Consider the following 18,360-nt stretch of genomic DNA (forward strand, 5'->3'; position numbering starts at 1 on the left):
GCCTGCGTGGCGCGCGAATCCGAAAAGAAAGACCGACCCAATGCTCGTTTCCACGGTCGGGTGGAGGGGACCGGACGCCCGTGCTCGCACCCCGGCTGCCCCGAACCGGGCGAATTCCGGGCGCCGCCCGAGGAAGGCCCGGCGAACGGGTTCGAGGGGCCACGCCCGTATCGCTGGTTCTGCCTCGAGCATGTCCGTGCGTTCAACGCGCGCTACAACTTCTTTTCCGGCATGAGCCCGGACGAAATCCAGCAACAGCAACGCCCCTTCTCCGGATGGGAACGCGAGACTCGCGCGTTCGCGCATTCGGGCGCGGACGTGCCGCCGAAATGGTCCGACTTCCATGATCCGCTCGACGCGATCGGTGCGCGCTTCCGCCGCGCGGCGGAGGCGCAGCGCAAGGACGGCCGTCCGTTGTCGGAGGCGGACCGGCGCTCGCTCAAGGTGCTGGGTCTCGCGACCGACGTCGACCGGCGCGCGCTGCGCGAACGCTATGCCGAGCTCGTGCGGCGCTATCATCCGGATCGTAACGGGGGGGATCGGAGCTTCGAGGCGAAGCTGCAGGAAGTGATCGGTGCCTATACGCAGTTGAAGGGCGCACCGGCGTTCGCGTGATTGCGCAGCGTTCGCCCGTCCGCCGTCATCCGGGACCTGTCCTGGGGTGCACCGCGGCGCCCAAAGGCTTCCGTGGATCACGTAGCTCGGTCGATCCCGGCACAGCGGCAGGATGACAGGCGGGCGATGGAAGGCGCTGCCGGGCAGCAGACCCCGAGCGCAACGTTACGTGTCGGGCCGTCGGGATGCTTGCCGCCTACGCAACCGCCCCCGGTGCGACGACCCCGAAGGTAACCCCGTGGGGATCGGTCGCCAGGATGATCCGGTCGCCGCCGGGGACATCCTGCGGCCCCATCAGCACCGTCCCGCCGCCATCCCGGACCGCTGCCGCCGCTGCGTCGATATCAGGGGCGCGGAAATAGAAATTCCAGCCCGGCGCCGGCTCGCCGTTCCGGCAGGGCATGGTCGCGCCGATCTGGCCACCGCCGGCTTCAACGAAGACATAGTCGCCGCGCCCCTCGGGCATCGTCATCTTGTCGGGATAGGTCCAGCCGAACAGCTGTGCGTAAAAGGCGTTGGCCGATGCCTGGTCCGGCGTGACGAGTTCGTTCCAGCTGCATTTGCCCATGCCGGTCCGATCGAACACACCACTCTCGCCGACCGGCTCGGGCTGCATGATGTACAGCGGAATGCCCTGGGGATCGTTCGCGAGCGCGATTCGGCCAATGTCGGGGATGGTCCACGGTTCCATCAGGATCGTACCACCGGCGGCGGTCACTTCCGCCGCCTTCGCATCGACGTCCGCGACATTGAGGTAGAACAGCCAGCGCGGCTTCGCCCCTGCCGCGGCCATCTCGTCGGTCAGGCGCATCACGCCGCCCACAGTATCGGTGCCACTCGTAATCATGCGGTAATCCATCGCGCCCGTTGGTTCCGGCTCGATGCTCCAGCCGATCACCGCATCGTAGAAGACCCGCGACGCGGATGGATCGGGGCTGACCAGTTCGTACCAGATTGGCATGCCATGACCGTTCGCCATCATTCCCTCCTGCTGTCCGGCGCGATCAGACGTCGAGTACCGCCTGAAAGCCCCCGAAGATCATCCGCGCGCCGTCGATCGGCATGGCGGCGCCGGCGGGCACCATGCGCGGGTCCTCACGGACCAGCACCATTCCGGCGTCGCGCGTCGCCTTGTCGGGCCATTCGATCCATGAGAACACCACGGTCTCGTCGTCGGCGGCCTGGACCGCCCGGCGAAAGTCGGTGACTTTGCCATCGGGCACGTCATCGGCCCAGCCCTCGACGATCCGGGTTGCGCCATGGTCCTTGAAGATCGGCGCAATCGCCTCGGCGAAACGGGCGTAGCCCGCGCTGTCGGTTCCTGCCTTCACCGGGATGACCAGGCCATCGATATAGATCATGCCGTCACCTCCGCCCGCTTGTCCGCCGGCGCATACAGCGCGAGCTGATCCGCAAGCGCCTTGCGAAAGGCCGGACGCGCGGTGCAGCGGTCGAGATAGGCCAGCAGCGTGGGATAGGCGGCGAGGATCTCGTTACGCGGCACGCTCCGCAGCACGCATGCCATGATGAGGTCCCCGGCGCTGAACGCATCGTCCAGAAACGTCTTGTCGCCCAGCGCAGCGGCAAGATCGCCGAGCCGGGCGCGCAACGCCTCAACCACCGCGGGGCGCCGCGTTGAAGACCAGGGCTTGTCCGCCTGGAACAGGTCGACCGTGACCAGATCGGTGACGAACGGTTCGACCGAATTGAGCGCGGCGATCACCCATTGCTCGGCGCGCGCCCGCCCGGGCGGATCGGCCGGCAGCAACCCCGGGGCCTGTCGCGCGATATGGAGCACGATCGCCCCCGATTCGAACAGCTCGACCGTGTCGTCGCGATAGGTGGGAACCTGCCCGAACGGCTGGAACGCACGATGTTCGGGGGTCTTGGCGCTTTCCACCAGATCGACGTGATAGGCGACTCCGGTTTCCTCGAACGCCCAGCGCGCGCGGATGTCGCGGACATGGCCGCGCGCGAACGGTGGTACCCATCGGAACGTCGTGATGCTGGGGGTCATGCCGCCATCTCCCGATCCCATCGTGCTTCAGGCCACCGCCTCGCCTTCGGCCATGGCAGCGACAGCCGCCGTTTCGTCCATCCACATCGGCCCGAAGCCATGCCCGTCGGGATCCTCGACCCCGCGCGAATACATGAAGCCTAGGTCTTCCGCGCCATGCACCTCGCGACCGCCGGCGGCGACGGCCGCGGCGGCGAAGGCATCGACCGCCGCACGGCTTTCGCACGCCAGCGCAAAAAGGGCGGCGCTCGTCGCTCCGACATCGGCGACCGGTTTGGGCGTCAGCGTCCGATAGAAACGGTGGCTCGCCAGCATGAAGGTGATCGTATCCGACCAGGCCATCGCCGCCGCCTGATCCCCCGACATGCGCGGGTCGCGGGTGCAGCCGATCGCTTCGTAGAACGCCGTCGAAACCGCTACGTCGGCCACCGGCAGGCTGATAAAGATCGTCTTGGCCACGGCGCACTCTCCCCTTTGCGACTCGTCGTTTGCAAAGACTGCTCCGACTGGTTAGCAAAAACAACCATGAAGTTAGAAAAGATAACCACGGAACGCTGGTATGACGACGCCTGCGGGACCGCGCTGGCGCTCGAGTTTCTCGGCGAGCGCTGGGCGCTGCTGATCGTGCGCGAGCTCCTGCTGGGCCCGCGCCGCTTCGGCGAGATCCGGAGCGGCCTGCCGGGCGTGAGCGCCAACGTCCTGACACAGCGGCTGCAAACGCTGGAGGCCGCCGGGGTGCTGACGCGGGAAACCACGCCGCCCCCCGCGCATGTCCAGGCCTATGCGCTGACGCCGTGGGGCCGGGAGGCAGAACCGATCGTCATGGCGCTCGGACGCTGGGCGCTTCGCTCCCCCGCGCATGATCCTTCGCTGCCGTTTTCGCCCGTCTCGTTGATGCTGGCACTGCGCATGATGCTCCTGCCCGAGCGTACGCGCGGCTTCGACGCGACGATCGGCTTTCGCATGGGCAAGGACGCCTATTGCGCGCGGGTCGTGAACGGCATGGTGCTGATCGAACGTGGCGCGCTCGACCGCGCCGGTGCCGTCCTTTCGGGTGAGCCCAACGCGTTCCTGCCCGCGCTGTTCGGCACCACGCCGTTGCCGGACGTCATTGCGAAAGGCAGGCTAGACGTCACCGGCGACGTCGCGCTGGCCACGCGTTTCTGCACGTTTTTCGAACTTCCGCCAAAGATCGGATGCAACTGACGGCTCGACTTGGCGCGCCGCAAACGTCTAGGGAGGGATGACCTTCTGTAAGAGCGCCCTCCTCATGACCGATCTCCCCAACACCCAGCCCGACAGCCGCGAGACGACGATCCTCGACGCGCCCGATCGCATGGTGAAAGTCCGCGACCTGTTCGGGATCGATTCGGACATGGAAGTGCCCGCGTTCAGCGAAGCCGACGAGCGCGTTCCCGATCTCGACCCGGCCTATGTGTTCGATGCGCCGACCACGCTCGCGATCTGCGCGGGCTTCGCGCACAATCGCCGCGTGATGGTCCAGGGCTATCACGGCACCGGCAAGTCGACGCACATCGAGCAGGTCGCGGCGCGCCTCAAATGGCCGTGCATCCGCATCAACCTCGACGCGCACATCAGCCGCATCGATCTGGTCGGCCGCGACGCGATCGTGCTGCGCGATGGCCAGCAGGTCACCGAATTTCGCGAAGGCCTGCTCCCCTGGGCGCTGCAGACCCCGACCGCGCTCGTCTTCGACGAATATGACGCGGGCCGCCCCGACGTGATGTTCGTGATCCAGCGCGTGCTCGAGACCGAGGGCAAGCTGACGCTGCTCGACCAGAACCGCGTGATCCGCCCGAACCCGTATTTCCGCCTGTTCGCGACCGCCAACACGGTCGGCCTTGGCGACACGTCGGGCCTGTATCATGGCACGCAGCAGATCAACCAGGGCCAGATGGACCGCTGGAACATCGTCGTCACGCTCAACTATCTGCCGGCGGCAGTCGAGGCGCGGATCGTGCTCGCCAAGTCGGGCGAATATGACAAGCCGACCGGCAAGGCCGAGGTCGAGAATATGGTCCGCGTCGCGGATCTCACCCGCCGCGGCTTCATGAACGGCGACATCTCGACCGTGATGAGCCCGCGCACCGTCATCACCTGGGCGCAGAACACGCTGATCTTCGGCGATGTCGGCTTCGCCTTCCGATTGTCGTTCCTCAACAAGTGCGACGAGACCGAGCGGTCGCTGGTCGCGGAATATTATCAGCGCGTGTTCGGCAAGGACCTGCCCGAGAGCGTCGTCGGCGCTGGCGTCAAGTAAATGCTGCTGCTCGCCCTGCTCCTTCAGGCCGCCACATCGACTCCGGTGCCGTGGGCGGTGACGACCAAGGTCAACGGGGCGAGCACGGCAACCTCGGCGTCCGTCTGGTCGCAGGACGGCGCGGCGCGGCTGGTGGTGCGGTGCGACGCCGCGAACGAGAAGATCGTCTCGATCCAGTTCATCCCGCGCGGCGGTTTCCCTGCCGCGCAGCCGCGCCCGGTGTCGATGAACATCGACGACAATGGCTGGCTCGGGTCGAACTGGCAGTTTCCCGGAAGTGGCGCGTTCACCAGCCAGGATGCGATCGTCACCACGCTCGCGGCGCAGATCGCGCACGGCAAGGCGATCAAGGTGCGGGTGATCAACCCGGACAATACGCCGGTCGACGCCGTCTTCACCGGCCCCGCGACCGACGCGCCGGTCACGCGCGTGCTGACCGCGTGCGGCTATCAGCTCGGGGTCGTCCCGGCGCGGTCGGCCGTTCCCGTCGCCGCGCCTGCCGCCAGGGCGACGCCCGCAGACGAGGAATAGACGATGCAGCTCGGCCGCCTAAACCATGTCGGCGTCGCGACGCCGTCGATCGAAAAGTCGATTGCGATCTACCGCGACCTGCTGGGCGCGACGCGGATCGGCGCGCCGTTCGATCTTCCCGCGCAGGGGGTGAAGGTCTGCTTCATCGATACGCCCAACACGCAGATCGAGCTGATCGAGCCGTATGACGACAGCTCGCCGATCGCGGGGTTCCTGCGCAAGAACCCGGCAGGCGGGCAGCATCACATGTGCTTCGAAGTCCCCGACATCCACGCCGCGGTCGCCGACCTCACGGCGAAGGGCGCGACGATCCTGGGCGAACCGCGCATTGGTGCACACGGCACGCCGATCGTTTTTATCCACCCGCGCGACATGGGCGGGGTGCTGGTCGAGCTGATGGAAACGCCCACGGGCGACCACGACTGAGGCGGGCAATTCGCCCTCTCTTGATCTGTCATTCCTGCGAGGGCGAAACCTCTCCAAAGCCATAGGTGTTCTCCCGCGAAGGCGGGAGCCCAGGAGTCCCGAGAGCTGTGAACCGTTGTTCTGCTTGTCTCTGGATTCCCGCCTGCGCGGGAAAACAGCAAATGACGCGTCGTGACCCAACTCTGGCAGAGGTCTCTCCCCCGCGGAGATGACGAACCGAAAGCATCCTCCCCGCCCCCCATTCCGCCCGCGCTTTCCTTTTGGCGCACCTTCGGCTAAGGGCCGCGTTCCCATATTTCCGTAACATCGCTAGAGGTTTGTTTGGCCAAGGAAGAACTGCTCGAAATGCGTGGACAGGTGGTGGAGCTTCTCCCCAACGCCATGTTCCGCGTAAAGCTCGAAAACGACCATGAAATTCTCGGTCATACCGCTGGCAAGATGCGCAAGAACCGCATCCGCGTCCTGGTGGGCGACGAAGTGCTGGTCGAATTGACCCCCTATGATCTCACCAAGGGTCGGATCACCTATCGCTTCAAGTGATGGGTCGCTTCAACTGACGGCGTCGCTTCCGCAGGCGGAACCGTTCGGGAAGACATTGTAATGACGCTCGTCCTCGCCTCCGCCTCGCCGCGCCGCCGCGACCTGCTCGCGCGGCTCGGGGTGACGCCTGGCCGCATCGCCGCGCCCGACATCGACGAAAGCCCACGCAAGGCCGAACCGCCCCGTGTCTACGTGACGCGGATCGCCGAGGCCAAGGCGCGCGCGGTGGAGCGTGCCGCGGGCGAGGTGATTCTCGCGGGCGACACGACGATCGCGCTCGGCCGCCGGATCCTCGGCAAGGCCGAGGACGCGGCCACCGTCCGTACGATGCTCGCCGCACTGTCCGGCCGCCGCCACCACTGTCTTACCGCGGTCAGCGTGGTGGACGCTACCGGCAAGCTCCGCACCCGGCTGTCCGACACCATCGTCGCGTTCAAGCCGCTCTCCCCCGCCGAGATCCAGGCCTATGGCGATTGCGGCGAAGGGCTGGGCAAGGCGGGCGGTTATGCGATCCAGGGACGTGCCGAGGCGTTCGTGCGGTTCCTGTCGGGGTCGCATTCGGGCGTGATCGGGCTGCCGCTGTTCGAGACTCGCGCCTTGCTGCTCGCGGCGGGCGTACCGCTTGACTGAGTGGCTCCACGAGGCCGGGATCGGCGAAACCCGCGCCGCACTGGTCGTCGACGGCGCGATCGTCGAGGCGCGGATCGAACTGCATCGCCCCGGCCCCCACCCTACCCCCCGGCTCGGCGCGGTGTTCCCCGCCAGGCTGGTCGAGATCACCGTCAAGGGCCGCGAGGGCCGGGTCAGCTTCGACGGCGGCGAGGCGGTGCTCACGCCGTTGCCCCAGGGCATCACGCAAGGCGCGACGCTGACGGTCGAACTCGTCCGTGAGGCGATTCCCGAGGCAGGCCGCACCAAACTCCCGCGCGTCGCCCCCGCCGACGGCCCGCCGCGCGACGGGCCGGACCTGCTCGCGCGAATCACCGCCAGCGGCATCCCCGTCCGCACGCTCCATCCGCACGAACCCGATCTGCTCGAGGCGGCGGGCTGGTCCGAGCTGCTCGAGGAAGCGATGACCGGCGACATTCCCTTCCACGGGCCGGTCGGCGGCGCGCTGCGGATGAGCCCGACGCCCGCGATGACGCTGTTCGACGTCGACGGCTATCCCCCGCTCGAACCGCTCGCGCTCGCGGCGGCAAAGGCGGTCGCGGCGGCGATCGTGCGGATGGACATCGGCGGGTCGATCGGCATCGACTTCCCGACGCTCACCGGCAAGGCGGCGCGCGCCGCGGTCGATGCCGCGATCGACGCTGGCCTCCCGCAACCGTTCGACCGGACCGCGATGAACGGCTTCGGTTTCGTCCAGATCATCCGCCGTCGCCCGCGCGCGTCGCTCCCCGAACTGCTCCGCGCAGATCCGGCCGCCGCGCAGGCGCGCGCGCTGCTGCGGCGAATCGAACGGACCCCGCCGCCGGTCCCGGCGAATCACCGAATCGCGGCGCGAGTCCATGCGACCTTGCGCGCGCACCCGGACTGGACCGCCGCGCTTGCGAAGCGTACCGGCGTCACTCCCATCTTCGAAAGCGTCTGATGCCCCGCACCAAACCCTGCCCGCTGTGCGGAAAACCGCCGTCCGCGGCGCATGCGCCCTTCTGCAGCCAGGGCTGCCGCGACCGCGACCTGCTGCAATGGCTGGGCAAGGGCTATGCGATTCCGGTGACAACGCCGCCCGGAGATGAAGAAGACGGGCTAGACAGCACGAAATCAGCCGACTAAGAGGCCGCTTCCCAGACGGCCCCGGCGGGTCGCCCGGTGTGCCCGAGTAGCTCAGTTGGTAGAGCATGCGACTGAAAATCGCAGTGTCGGTGGTTCGAATCCGCCCTCGGGCACCATTCTCTCACGGTGGTGATCCCCTGTTCGATGTGGCGTCCTGCAAGGCCGAGCCGCAGCACGGGATATCGTCCATTCCACCCAAGCCCTCGCGTAGGACAGGACGATCATCGGCCAGCGACGCCGATCGTTTTGTTGCCCGCCGCCCTGCCAATCCAGCCCCTTGCAAGTGTCTAGGCCTTGGGCCCTGACAACACGCACCGCGCGGCGTTGCCGGACAATTCCGTTCGGGGCGGCCCAAGGGAGAATGGATGTCCTGGCGGAAGAAAGTGGAAGCCCACATCCTGAAGCGCCTGCTCGCGCTGGTCACCAAGGATTCCCGGCCGAACCTCAACGCGCTCAACGACGTCGTCAAAGACATTCGCATCATCGAACTCAATATGAAGGCCTTTGGCTACGACTTGGCACGCCGGATGGCGACCGCGCTGCCGCCGCGATCGGGCACCGGCGCGCAGTTCGTCGGGCTGGCGTCCAAGGCAGCCGTGCAAAACGACATCGAAAGCGACTGGACCGCGCATTGGGCCGCCGAGCTCAAGACCAGCGTGATCTATCACCGCAAATTGTGGGAACTCGCCTATGTCTTGCAGGCGATCTTCGAACACGGCCTGATGGAACCCGGACGCCGGGGCCTTGGCTTCGGTTGCGGGGCGGAACCCATTCCGAGCTACCTCGCATCGCGTGCCGTCCTGGTGACCGCCACCGACACCTCGACCGAGAGCGCGCATGCAGCCGGCTGGATCGACAGCGACCAGCATCTCGGATCGGCCTCGAGCCCCTTCCTTTCGCACCTCGTCGATCGGGACACGTTCGATCGATTTGTGGTCACCGATACCATCGACATGAACGCCGTGCCCGACACGTTTCGCGACTATGACTTTTGCTGGTCGATCTGCGCGCTGGAACATCTGGGCAGCATCGAACGCGGGTTCCGCTTCATCGAACGGTCGCTGGCCACCCTGCGCCCCGGGGGCCTCGCCGTCCATACGTTCGAACTCAACGTCGAGAACGACGGGCCGACTCTGGACAATTGGATCACGGTGCTGTTCCAACGCAACCATATCGAAGCGTTCGCCGCCAGAATGGCGGCGCAGGGCCATGTCGTTTCCCGCCTCAATTTCGACTATGGGACCGGCGCGATGGATACGTTCATCGACCTGCCGCCGTGGTTGCACGACATGTCCGCGGAAGACCGTACCCGCCTCGGAGCGCCGCTGCACCTGAAGCTCGCGATCGATGGCTTCATCTCGACCTCCTTCGGTCTGATCATCACCAAGGGGGCCGAGGACCGCTAGCGCCGCCGACCGCGAGCGACCGCGCAGCGGATCCGCACGGCGCCTGTGCCCGCCGCCCGGCGAATTCGTCCGCGCCCTCGGGAAACCCGCAGTATAGCAGAAATAGACCCGCCACGCCGCATCTTGCCTCGCCTTGGAAGAATGTCGGCGTGACTCTGCGCTTTGCATGAACGTGCTTTGGTCCTGGCGGCGTGAAGCCGAAGCGGCGACGAGACGAGCCTTGCGGGCGTTGGACGCCCCTGACGGTGCGAATGCCGTTGTCCGGAACCGCAGCACCGGGGTCGTGGAGCTCGGAACCTCTCCGGGCAAAATCCTGGACGGTCCGGTTTGCGATGGCGCATCCCCCGTCACCGGACCTATGCTCCTGCCGACCCGCATCCCTGCCGGCTGCTGGAACAACCGTTCGACGGAAGCATTCCGATGAGACCGTGCCCAAGGGCAGTATTGACGATGGCCGCGAACAAGGTGCTCGGGTCCATCGCGACCCAGCTGCCCCCCTCCAAATCTCAATGGATTCAACACGCATGACCCAGACCAAGCGCACTGCCTTCATCACCGGCGGCACTGCCGGAATCGGCGCGGCTGCCGTTCACGCGTTCGTCGCCGCCGGCTGGCGCGTCGTCACCACCGGCCGTCGCGCGGACCGGCTCGCCAAGCTGCGCGAATCGCTGGGCGCGGACAACGTGCACACGCTGACGTTCGACATCCGCGACAAGGCCGCACTGGACAGCGCGATCGCCGGCTTGCCCGCGGCCTTCGCCGACATCGACCTGCTGATCAACAACGCAGGGCTCGCGCTTGGCACGTCGCCCGCCGATGAGGCGAAGCTCGACGACTGGCAGACGATGATCGACACCAACGTTACTGCGCTGGTTACCGTGACGCGGCTGCTGCTCCCCGGGATCGTCGCGCGCAAGGGTGCGATCATCAACCTGTCATCGGTCGCGGCGACCTACCCCTATGCGGGCGGCAACGTATATGGCGGGACCAAGGCGTTCGTGCGCCAGTTCAGCCTCGGGCTGCGCTCGGACCTGCACGGCAAGGGCGTGCGCGTCACCTCAATCGAGCCCGGCATGGTCGAGACCGAATTCACCACGATCCGCACCGGCGGCGACAAGGCCGCGTCAGACAAGCTGTACGGCGGCGTCAACCCGATGACCGCCGAGGACATTGCGTCGACCATGCTATGGGTCGCCGAACAGCCGAAGCACCTCAACATCAACACACTGGAACTGATGCCGGTCAACCAGTCGTTCGCCGGCTTCGCGGTCGCGCGCGAGGGATGATATCGCGGGCGTAACGCCTTTTTAGGGGGCGGTGGGGCACAAGGCGCGGGACCATTCCCGAGCCAGGCGGCCCCATTCGATGCAGCGCTACCCCCTGATTGCCCCAAATCCCCCGAGGCTGAGCGAGCGGGTCGCCGCGCTCCGGCGGGTCGAAGCCTCGGGCATTTACAGCAATCACGGCCCCGAAGTCTGCGCGTTCGAGGCGGAGGCGACCGAACGCATGTTCGGGGGGCGGGGCGCGTGCCTCGCGGTTGCCAATGCGACGCTGGGCCTGATGATCGCGCTGCGCGAGGCGGCGGGCGACAAGCCCGGCACGCGCTACGCGCTGATGCCCGCGCTGACCTTCGCGGCGACCGCGCAGGCGGCGCTGTGGGCGGGGCTGACCCCGCTGATCTGCGACATCGACCCGTCCGACTGGACCGCCAGCGCGGCCGAGGAGGAACGGTTGCTCGCCGATTATGGCGACCGGATCGCGGTGATGCTGCCTTATGCCACCTATGGCACCGCGATCGACCTCGACCGCTATGCCTGGTTGCAGCGGCAGACCGGGGTCGGCGTGGTGATCGATGCCGCGGCCTCGCTCGGCACGATCGACGAGAGCGGCGCGGGGTTCGGCAGCGGTGCCCCCTTCGCGGTCGTCTATTCGATGCATGCGACCAAGACCTTCGCGGTCGCCGAGGGCGGGCTGATCCATGCGGGCGACGCGCGGCTGATCGACCGGTTGCGCGCGATGACCAATTTCGGGTTCGAGACCGGGCGCAGCGCGACGCTCCCAGGGATCAACGCCAAGCTGCCCGAGGTGATCGCGGTGATGGCACGCGCCAAGCTCGCCGAGATCGATGCCGTGTGCGATCATCGCGCGGCACTGGAAGAAGCGTATCGCGCACAGTTACGGGGCGTCACGTTCCAGCAGGGCGAAGGCCGCCGCCGCGCGAGCCAGTTCATGCCGGTGCTGCTACCCGAGCATCTCGCGGGGCGGCGTGATGCGATCAGCGCGGCGATCGAGGCGGCGGGCGTTGGCGTCGGCCGCTATTTCAGCCCGCATCTCGGCGAACAACCGCTGTTCCAGCGCTGCGCCACGATCCTGCCGACGCCGCACGCCGATGCGATCGCGGCGCGCTCGCTGTCGCTTCCCGTCACCGATGCAATGACGGTCGAGGACGTCGCGGTGATCGCCGAGCGCGTCAACCGCATCCTCGCCGCCGAAGCACGCGTTCCGGCGCGCCCGCGTGGCCAGGCGGTCGCGTCGGTGCTGATCGTGGGCGGCGGGCCGGCCGGCACCGCCTTGCTCACCGCCGCCAGCAAGCGCGGACGCCTGCCCGATCTCGCGGCTTCGGGGCTGGTCGTCGCCGAACGCGGCGGCGCCCTCGGCGAGGGGCGGATCGGGCGCTATGCGATCACGTCGGACAGTACGGCCGAGACCTTCCTGAGCGCGGTAAAGGACAATCCGCACCCCGAGATCGCAGCGCTGGTCGATCACCCGACCGGCCGCGCGGTCGGGCAGCATATCGGGGCGCTCGGCGTGCCGCTGATCGAGGCGGGACCGTTCGTCCGCGCAACGGGCGAGCGGCTGCACGGCCTGATCGGTCAGCACGGCGGGACCGTGCTGACCGGACATGAGGTACTGCGCTCGACCCGGACCTCCAGCGGCCTGTGGTCGAGCCGGCTGCGGCGGCTCGCCGACGGGCAGGAGTTCGACCAGATGTCGCGCGCGCTGGTCGTCGCGACCGGCGGGCATCAGCCGCTCGATCGGCTCGCGGCGCAGCGAATCGGCGGCGTGTCGCTCGTCAGCGACGTCGGCGACCGGCTGATCCAGTCGGACGAGGCGCTGGCGCTCGGCGGCCCGGCGCGGATCATCGACCTGCTCACGCGCAAGCGCGATCCGAAGATCGTGGTGATCGGCGGCTCGACCAGCGCGCTCGCGACGATCGTGCTGCTGCTCAAGACCAGCGCGATCCCGTTCGGGGCGAACGCGATCACCCTGCTCCACCGCCGCCCGCTCCGGCCCTTCTACCCCACGCCCGAGGCGGCGCATGCCGAGGGCTTTACCGATTTCGGCCCGGACGACATCTGTCCGGTCAGCGGGTTCGTCTATCGCCTGGCGGGGTTCCGGCTCGAGGCGCGCGACCTCGTGCTGCGGATGCTCCGCGTCGACGGGCGCACCCCCGACCCGCGGGTATTCGCGCACCGCGTCTCGGCCGAGAACGATGCGGTGGCGCGTACCGCGCTTTCCGAGGCCGACCTGGTGATCGCGGCGCTCGGCTATCGTCCGCGCGCACATGACCTGCGCGCGGCCGACGGCAGCGCGATCACGCTCGCCGCACAGGACGGGCGGGCGATGGTCGACCGGCATTGCCGGATCGTCGACGCAGCCGGCGATGCGATCCCCGGGCTGTACGGGATCGGGCTCGCCGCGGGGTTCGTGCCATGGGGGCACCTCGGCGGCGAAGCGAGTTTCTCGGGCCAGGCCAATGGCCTATGGCAATGGCAGAACGATGTCGGCGCGATGATCGTCGATCAGGTGCTGGGCGAAGCGCAGCGGGCGGTCGCATGACCGATCCCGTCGTCAGCGTCCTCATCCCGACCTACAATGGCGCCGCGCTGATCGGAGAGACGATCGCGTCGCTACAGGCGCAAACGCTCGGCGCGTTCGAGGCGATCGTGATCGACGATTGTTCGCGCGACGACACCGCCGCGGTGGTCGCGGCGATCGACGACCCGCGGATCCGCCTGATCCGCGCCGAGCAGAACCGCGGCGTCGTGCTGACCCGCAACGCCGCGCTGGCGCTGGCACGCGGGCGCTGCATCGCCGCGCTCGACCAGGACGACCTGTGCCATCCCGAACGCTTCGCGCGGCAGGTCGCCTATCTCGATGCGCATCCCGGCATGGCGCTGGTCGGCACCGCGACCAACGTGCTGCAGGATGGCGCGATCCTGCCGTCCGCGCTGGCGCCGGTCTCGACCCCGCTGCTGATCCAGTGGCTGATGCGGATCGAGAACCCGCTGGTGTGGTCGTCGGTGATGATCCGCACCACCGCGGCACGGCAGCTCGATCCGTTCAATCGCCCGGCGCTGCAATATGCCGAGGACTTCGACCTGTACCACCGGATCGCCGCGATCGGCGGGGTCGCACGGCTCGATGCCGAATTGCTGACCTACCGGCGGCATGGCGACGGTGCATCGCAGCGGCAGGTGCTGGCGATGCGCGACAGTGCCACGCGCGTGCTGGCGGAGGTCTATGCGCCGCTGTTCGGCGAGACGGCGGCGGCGGTCGCGGGGCTGATCGTGCGGCATGTGATGGGGCAGGAACCGGTCGGTGATCGCGCGACGCTCGAGCGGATCGGCGATGCGTTGGTGCGATTGCAGGAGGACTTCCTCGCCACGCACCGCCCGGACAAGGCGAGCAGCAAGCTGATCCGCTGGGAAACCGCGCGCCGCTGGGCACGGATCGGGCGCGCGGGGCTGCGCACCGGGGGGTTGCGGCTGGGCGACGCGACCGGGGTGCGACCGAACCATCTCGGGCTGGGCTATGCCGGGATCGAGGAGCTGGTGCTGTCCCGACTGGTGGGAACGGTCCGCGCGGTGCAGCGCCGGCGCGCGGCGCGATCGGCGGCGCGGTAGGGCTCGGTTGGGTGAAGCGCCGTCACCCCGGCGTAGGCATGGCCTCTGCGAAAGTCGCACTGTTGCTCCTTCCCGTCACCCCGGCGCAGGCTGGGGCCGCCATGCAAGGGGGCAAAACCGGTGATACCGCACGCAGCCGTCTCGCCGCGCCCGGATAACCACACGGCCCCGGCCTTCGCCGGGGTGACGGATGCGGGATCGAGCGACTTTCGCAGCGGTCGCGCGTACGCGGGGGTCGCCATGCAACAGCAGCCGACGGACAGACCGGATGCCACACCCCCGGCGGCCCCTGGCTGCGCCGAGGTGACGGCTGGTCAGCGCGCACGCTCGTCCCGCTCGCGCGCGGAAAGGCTACGGAACGTCACCGACCAGCGCGTTTCTTCAATTGGGGCGATGCTATGCTCCCAATCCCAGCGTGCCTCGCCCGAGAGATGGTAGATCGAACGCGGCTCCAGCGGTTGGGTCTCGCGGCGATATTGGATCCGGCCGTCGCGTTCCCCGGTCCGCCGCCGGAACCGCATCGCCGCCGGCGCGCCGAGCGACAGGCCGACCACATGGTCGAACATCGGGCGGTCGCGATGCCAGCCGATCCCCGCGCCCGGATCGTAGCGGATCACCAGCGCCTGGACGAGCGCATCCGCTTCCAACCCTGCAAAAGCCGCCGCCCGCGCGCGGATCGGCAACAGCGCGTCCGGCATCGGCTCGGCCGCGGCGAAAGTCCCACGCTCGAAATCATAGTGCCAGCCGAACGACGCGGTCAGCCGCTTGCCCAGCCATTGCTGGAAGCGAAACGGAGCAAGCCGCGCGGAATCGACCAGCGCAATCAGCGCCGCCTCCTCCGCAGCGGCAAGGAACCGCTCCGCCGCCGCCAGCCCGGGCAGCAGCGGCGTCGCGAACAGATCGATCTGAGACGAAGCCATGCGCCCGATATAAGGACGCGGCGCCGCACACCAAACCCGCCCGCCCGAGCCTGCCCGGATCAGTCGTGCGCCGCGCCCGATCGAACATGCGGGATCGCGATGGTGATCGCGCTGCCCTGCTCCGCGATCGCCAGCGTGAACCCGTGGAGGTCGGCGATCGCGCGGACCAGGCTGAGCCCCAGTCCCGTGCCCGGCACGTTCTGCAGGCCCCGCGCGCGGAAGAAGCGCTGGAACACCCGCTCGCGGTCGGCTTGGGCGATGCCCGGCCCGGCGTCCGCCACCGTGATCCAGGCCCCGTCCGCGCCGGTACGCAGCGACAGCGTCACGCGGCCGCCCGGCGGACCGAACTTGACCGCATTGTCGATCAGGTTGGACAGGGTCTCGCCCAGCAGATCGCGGTCCGCTGCGACCGTGGCGGCCCCCTCGATCTCGATCGCGAGGGTTCGTCCGCTGTCCTCGGCGACCGGGGCGTAGAGCTCCCCGACATCGCGTACCAGCGCGGCCAGATCGACTGTCGCGAACCCGGCGCATTTGGCGCGGTGTTCGATCTCGTGGATGCGCAGCAGCGCGGCGACGATCGCCAGCGCCTGGTCGACGTCTGCCAGCGTCGCCGCGCCCGCGCGGGCAAAGTCCTCGCGCGTCTCGGCGTCGTCCATCTCGCGCTCGACCCGCGCGCGCAGCCGGGTGAGCGGGGTGCGGAGCTGGTGCGCGATATCGTCGCCGATCCCGCGGACCTCGCCTACCAATGTCTCGGTCCGATCCAGCATCGTGTTGATGTGCGCGCACAATTGCCCGAAACTGTCCGGATGCTCGCCGACCGGCAGGCGCTTGGTGAGTTCGCCGCGGCTGATCTGTTCGGCGAGCCGGCGGACCGCGTCGATCTGGCGTCCGGCGCGCCGCGCGGCGAACCAGCCGCCCAGCATCGCAAGCAACAGCCCCGGCACCAGCGCGAACAGCAACGTCCGCTCGACGATCCGCTGCGCCTGCTCGCTGTCGTCGAGATCGATCCCCGAGAACAGCAATTGCGCGCCCGGCAGCCGGCACAGCCGCGCGCGCGCGACATCGGTCGACTTGCCCGGCAAGGCGGTGGGGGTAACAGTGGCGGTGCCGATCCCGCCGACCGGAATATTGGCAGGCAGAACCGCGACATTGCCGTACAACACGCGGCCGCGCTCGGTTGCGATCGCAAGGAACCGGTCGCGGTGGATGTCGAGCTCGAGCTGGCGGTGCAGCTCCATCGGCCGCGCGCCCGGCGCGAGCGCGGCGAAAGCGGTGCAATCGTGGTGAAGCGCCTCGTCCAGTTCGCCGCGATGCCCCTCGCGCGCCGAAACCCAGAACAGCGCCGCCATCACCAGCGACTGGACCGCGAGCAACATCGCGATCGCGACGCCCCACCGGACCAAGGCGCCGCGACCGATCACCCGTGCCATCACCTCACGCAGGGGCATCGAAGCGATACCCTTCCCCGCGCACGTTGCGTATCAGCGGCAGGTCGCCCTCGCCATCGACCTTCCGGCGGAGGCGGCTCATGTGGACGTCGACGACGTTGCTGCGCGGGTCGAAATTATAGCCCCATACGTCCTGCAACAGCATCATCCGCGTGACGACCCGACCGGGCCGGCGCACGAGATATTCGAGCAGCAGCAGTTCGCGCGGCAACAGCTCGAGGTCGCGCCCGTTGCGCATCGCGCTGCCGCCGAGCAGGTCGATGTCGATCGGCCCCGCGAACAGCCGCGTCTCGCGCCCCTCGACCGGGCGGCGCAGCAATGCCTCGATCCGCGCGAGCAATTCGATCAGCGCGAACGGCTTGGGCAGATAATCGTCGCCGCCCGCGCGCAGGCCGCGCACCCGATCGTCGAGGCTTCCCATCGCGCTGAGCACCAGCGCGGGCGTGCGGATCCCCTCGCTGCGCATCGTCGCGATCAGGTCGAGCCCCTCGCTGTCCGGCAATTGCCGGTCGACGATCACCAGATCGTTGCCATTCGCGCGGATCGCGGCAAGCCCGCCTTCGCCGGTCGCCTCGCGCACCGCAACATAGCCCGCGCGCGTCAGCCCGAGCAGGATCTCCTGTGCGGTACCGTCGTCATCCTCGATCAGCAATATTGTCGCCACGCGCCTGCGTCCCCGGTCGATCGCTGCCTAACGCGTCGCGTAGCACAGCGGGTGCGGCGCGGGACTGTGAATTGGCGTTCATTTTGTTGCGATGATTTAACCCGATCCGGCCGGAACTGTGAGGGGCTCGCCCCGGTTCATGGGGTCTTCCCAGAGTATGAGGACCGAGTATGAAGCTTCTTCAAACGAGCGCAGCAATCCTGCTCGCCACGATCGTAACGCAGGCGCCGGCGTCGGCGCAGGACCTGTCGATCTACCGTTCGGCGCAGGCCCCGCGACAGGTGCCGCTGACCGCCGACAAGGCGCGCCCGACCGCCCAGGCGCTCCAGGCGACGCTGTACGAGCTGATCGGGCTGCAGCAGAACATCCAGCAGTTGCACTGGAACGTCACCGGCCCGACGTTCTATTCGACGCATGAAATGCTCGGTGAGTTCTACAAGACGGTGGCCGGCTATATCGACACGGTCGCCGAGCGGAACCGGGCCCTTGGCGTGCCGGTCGACGGCCGTCCGTCGGCAGTCGCGGCGAATGCGCAGTTGCCCGAACTGCCGTTCGCCGAGACCAAGGACGCCGAAGGGCTCAAGATGCTGACGGTCGCGTTCAAGACCGAGAACGACCGGATCTACGCCCGCATTAAGGCGACCGAAGAGACTGATCCGGTGACGTCGAACATGCTGCAGGAAGTGGCGCATGACATCGACAAGCAGCTGTGGATGCTGCGCGCACACCAGCTGTAATCGACGGCGGCGGTCGCGGCTTGAAAGACTTGCCGCGCCCGTGCGTCGTTCTCGCGGGGACGAGTTTCCATCATCGCAACGGTCGGGTCTCG

At 68.1% G+C, this 18,360-nt stretch carries 21 protein-coding genes and 1 tRNA gene; 15 read left to right on the plus strand and 7 right to left on the minus strand.

Going from position 1 to position 18,360, the window contains the following annotated elements:
- Window positions 1-6 precede the first annotated feature (6 nt).
- Window positions 7-615, plus strand: a complete 609-nt coding sequence (locus tag L8G49_RS04290; RefSeq protein ID WP_242182677.1) for a J domain-containing protein — start codon at window positions 7-9, stop codon at window positions 613-615.
- 196 nt (window positions 616-811) lie between these two features.
- Here the strand turns inward: L8G49_RS04290 and L8G49_RS04295 are convergent, their stop codons facing one another.
- Genes L8G49_RS04295 through L8G49_RS04310 form a run of 4 tightly spaced genes read right to left on the minus strand, consistent with a single transcriptional unit; the run spans window position 812 to window position 3,091 of the window.
- Window positions 812-1,576 (minus strand): VOC family protein, encoded by a 765-nt coding sequence (locus L8G49_RS04295; RefSeq protein WP_242182679.1) that lies wholly within the window; start codon window positions 1,574-1,576, stop codon window positions 812-814.
- Between the two features lie 43 nt (window positions 1,577-1,619).
- On the minus strand, window positions 1,620-1,976 hold the full coding sequence (locus L8G49_RS04300; RefSeq protein ID WP_242182680.1) for a DUF1428 domain-containing protein: 357 nt from the start codon (window positions 1,974-1,976) through the stop codon (window positions 1,620-1,622).
- Entirely contained in the window at window positions 1,973-2,632 is a 660-nt protein-coding gene (locus L8G49_RS04305; protein WP_242182682.1) for a glutathione S-transferase family protein, read from the minus strand. The genes L8G49_RS04300 and L8G49_RS04305 overlap by 4 nt, the downstream gene beginning before the upstream one ends.
- A 27-nt stretch (window positions 2,633-2,659) precedes the next feature.
- Window positions 2,660-3,091: a VOC family protein gene (locus L8G49_RS04310; protein ID WP_242182684.1), complete on the minus strand. Its 432-nt coding sequence runs from the start codon at window positions 3,089-3,091 to the stop codon at window positions 2,660-2,662.
- 66 nt (window positions 3,092-3,157) lie between these two features.
- Between L8G49_RS04310 and L8G49_RS04315 the strand changes: the two genes are divergently transcribed.
- The 13 genes from L8G49_RS04315 (at window position 3,158) to L8G49_RS04375 (ending at window position 14,499) form a co-directional block, all read left to right on the plus strand.
- Window positions 3,158-3,838: a helix-turn-helix domain-containing protein gene (locus tag L8G49_RS04315; protein WP_242182686.1), complete on the plus strand. Its 681-nt coding sequence runs from the start codon at window positions 3,158-3,160 to the stop codon at window positions 3,836-3,838.
- A gap of 64 nt (window positions 3,839-3,902) precedes the next feature.
- Entirely contained in the window at window positions 3,903-4,913 is a 1,011-nt protein-coding gene (cobS, locus tag L8G49_RS04320) for a cobaltochelatase subunit CobS (RefSeq protein WP_131526712.1), read from the plus strand.
- The gene (locus L8G49_RS04325; protein ID WP_242182688.1) at window positions 4,914-5,444 is read left to right on the plus strand and encodes a hypothetical protein; all 531 of its coding nucleotides are present in this window, start codon (window positions 4,914-4,916) and stop codon (window positions 5,442-5,444) included.
- 3 nt (window positions 5,445-5,447) lie between these two features.
- Window positions 5,448-5,870: a methylmalonyl-CoA epimerase gene (gene mce / locus L8G49_RS04330; RefSeq protein ID WP_242182690.1), complete on the plus strand. Its 423-nt coding sequence runs from the start codon at window positions 5,448-5,450 to the stop codon at window positions 5,868-5,870.
- Window positions 5,871-6,191: 321 nt separating this feature from the next.
- Window positions 6,192-6,410 (plus strand): translation initiation factor IF-1, encoded by a 219-nt coding sequence (infA, locus tag L8G49_RS04335; protein ID WP_010162480.1) that lies wholly within the window; start codon window positions 6,192-6,194, stop codon window positions 6,408-6,410.
- Between the two features lie 60 nt (window positions 6,411-6,470).
- Window positions 6,471-7,040, plus strand: coding sequence for a nucleoside triphosphate pyrophosphatase (locus tag L8G49_RS04340; RefSeq protein ID WP_242182692.1), 570 nt, complete (start codon window positions 6,471-6,473; stop codon window positions 7,038-7,040).
- Window positions 7,033-8,001: a ribonuclease gene (locus tag L8G49_RS04345; RefSeq protein ID WP_242182694.1), complete on the plus strand. Its 969-nt coding sequence runs from the start codon at window positions 7,033-7,035 to the stop codon at window positions 7,999-8,001. The genes L8G49_RS04340 and L8G49_RS04345 overlap by 8 nt, the downstream gene beginning before the upstream one ends.
- Window positions 8,001-8,186, plus strand: a complete 186-nt coding sequence (gene yacG / locus L8G49_RS04350; RefSeq protein ID WP_242182696.1) for a DNA gyrase inhibitor YacG — start codon at window positions 8,001-8,003, stop codon at window positions 8,184-8,186. The genes L8G49_RS04345 and yacG overlap by 1 nt, the downstream gene beginning before the upstream one ends.
- Window positions 8,187-8,226: 40 nt before the next feature.
- A tRNA-Phe gene (locus L8G49_RS04355) sits at window positions 8,227-8,302 on the plus strand.
- Between the two features lie 249 nt (window positions 8,303-8,551).
- Window positions 8,552-9,592: a hypothetical protein gene (locus L8G49_RS04360; protein WP_242182699.1), complete on the plus strand. Its 1,041-nt coding sequence runs from the start codon at window positions 8,552-8,554 to the stop codon at window positions 9,590-9,592.
- Window positions 9,593-10,116: 524 nt separating this feature from the next.
- The gene (locus L8G49_RS04365; protein WP_242182701.1) at window positions 10,117-10,878 is read left to right on the plus strand and encodes an SDR family NAD(P)-dependent oxidoreductase; all 762 of its coding nucleotides are present in this window, start codon (window positions 10,117-10,119) and stop codon (window positions 10,876-10,878) included.
- Window positions 10,879-10,957: 79 nt separating this feature from the next.
- Window positions 10,958-13,432 carry a DegT/DnrJ/EryC1/StrS family aminotransferase gene (locus tag L8G49_RS04370; RefSeq protein WP_242182703.1) on the plus strand — a complete coding sequence of 825 codons (2,475 nt, stop codon included), beginning with the start codon at window positions 10,958-10,960 and terminating at the stop codon, window positions 13,430-13,432.
- Window positions 13,429-14,499, plus strand: a complete 1,071-nt coding sequence (locus L8G49_RS04375; protein ID WP_242182705.1) for a glycosyltransferase family A protein — start codon at window positions 13,429-13,431, stop codon at window positions 14,497-14,499. The genes L8G49_RS04370 and L8G49_RS04375 overlap by 4 nt, the downstream gene beginning before the upstream one ends.
- A 314-nt stretch (window positions 14,500-14,813) precedes the next feature.
- Here the strand turns inward: L8G49_RS04375 and L8G49_RS04380 are convergent, their stop codons facing one another.
- From L8G49_RS04380 to L8G49_RS04390, 3 genes are read right to left on the minus strand one after another with little or no spacing between them, the layout of a single operon-like run.
- Window positions 14,814-15,419, minus strand: coding sequence for an alpha-ketoglutarate-dependent dioxygenase AlkB (locus L8G49_RS04380; RefSeq protein ID WP_242182707.1), 606 nt, complete (start codon window positions 15,417-15,419; stop codon window positions 14,814-14,816).
- Between the two features lie 59 nt (window positions 15,420-15,478).
- Window positions 15,479-16,867, minus strand: coding sequence for an ATP-binding protein (locus L8G49_RS04385; RefSeq protein WP_242182709.1), 1,389 nt, complete (start codon window positions 16,865-16,867; stop codon window positions 15,479-15,481).
- Complete coding sequence (locus L8G49_RS04390; protein WP_242182711.1) at window positions 16,854-17,531, minus strand: response regulator transcription factor; 678 nt, start codon at window positions 17,529-17,531, stop codon at window positions 16,854-16,856. Before L8G49_RS04390 ends, L8G49_RS04385 begins: the two co-directional genes overlap by 14 nt.
- 170 nt (window positions 17,532-17,701) lie before the next feature.
- Here L8G49_RS04390 and L8G49_RS04395 point away from each other — a divergent pair, with 170 nt between their 5' ends.
- On the plus strand, window positions 17,702-18,268 hold the full coding sequence (locus tag L8G49_RS04395; RefSeq protein ID WP_242137789.1) for a DNA starvation/stationary phase protection protein: 567 nt from the start codon (window positions 17,702-17,704) through the stop codon (window positions 18,266-18,268).
- Window positions 18,269-18,360: the final 92 nt, after the last annotated feature.

The organism is Sphingomonas sp. CARO-RG-8B-R24-01 (assembly GCF_022662295.1).
GTDB lineage: Bacteria > Pseudomonadota > Alphaproteobacteria > Sphingomonadales > Sphingomonadaceae > Sphingomonas.

What these genes read in the sequence shown, in the direction of transcription:
- L8G49_RS04295 (WP_242182679.1), bottom strand. Translation starts at nt 1,576, where the DNA reads ATGCCAATCTGGTACGAACTGGTCAGCCCCGATCCATCCGCGTCGCGG.
- L8G49_RS04300 (WP_242182680.1), bottom strand. Translation starts at nt 1,976, where the DNA reads ATGATCTATATCGATGGCCTGGTCATCCCGGTGAAGGCAGGAACCGAC.
- L8G49_RS04305 (WP_242182682.1), bottom strand. Translation starts at nt 2,632, where the DNA reads ATGACCCCCAGCATCACGACGTTCCGATGGGTACCACCGTTCGCGCGC.
- L8G49_RS04315 (WP_242182686.1), top strand. Translation starts at nt 3,158, where the DNA reads ATGAAGTTAGAAAAGATAACCACGGAACGCTGGTATGACGACGCCTGC.
- cobS (WP_131526712.1), top strand. Translation starts at nt 3,903, where the DNA reads ATGACCGATCTCCCCAACACCCAGCCCGACAGCCGCGAGACGACGATC.
- L8G49_RS04325 (WP_242182688.1), top strand. Translation starts at nt 4,914, where the DNA reads ATGCTGCTGCTCGCCCTGCTCCTTCAGGCCGCCACATCGACTCCGGTG.
- mce (WP_242182690.1), top strand. Translation starts at nt 5,448, where the DNA reads ATGCAGCTCGGCCGCCTAAACCATGTCGGCGTCGCGACGCCGTCGATC.
- L8G49_RS04340 (WP_242182692.1), top strand. Translation starts at nt 6,471, where the DNA reads ATGACGCTCGTCCTCGCCTCCGCCTCGCCGCGCCGCCGCGACCTGCTC.
- yacG (WP_242182696.1), top strand. Translation starts at nt 8,001, where the DNA reads ATGCCCCGCACCAAACCCTGCCCGCTGTGCGGAAAACCGCCGTCCGCG.
- L8G49_RS04360 (WP_242182699.1), top strand. Translation starts at nt 8,552, where the DNA reads ATGTCCTGGCGGAAGAAAGTGGAAGCCCACATCCTGAAGCGCCTGCTC.
- L8G49_RS04365 (WP_242182701.1), top strand. Translation starts at nt 10,117, where the DNA reads ATGACCCAGACCAAGCGCACTGCCTTCATCACCGGCGGCACTGCCGGA.
- L8G49_RS04370 (WP_242182703.1), top strand. Translation starts at nt 10,958, where the DNA reads ATGCAGCGCTACCCCCTGATTGCCCCAAATCCCCCGAGGCTGAGCGAG.
- L8G49_RS04375 (WP_242182705.1), top strand. Translation starts at nt 13,429, where the DNA reads ATGACCGATCCCGTCGTCAGCGTCCTCATCCCGACCTACAATGGCGCC.
- L8G49_RS04380 (WP_242182707.1), bottom strand. Translation starts at nt 15,419, where the DNA reads ATGGCTTCGTCTCAGATCGATCTGTTCGCGACGCCGCTGCTGCCCGGG.
- L8G49_RS04385 (WP_242182709.1), bottom strand. Translation starts at nt 16,867, where the DNA reads ATGCCCCTGCGTGAGGTGATGGCACGGGTGATCGGTCGCGGCGCCTTG.
- L8G49_RS04395 (WP_242137789.1), top strand. Translation starts at nt 17,702, where the DNA reads ATGAAGCTTCTTCAAACGAGCGCAGCAATCCTGCTCGCCACGATCGTA.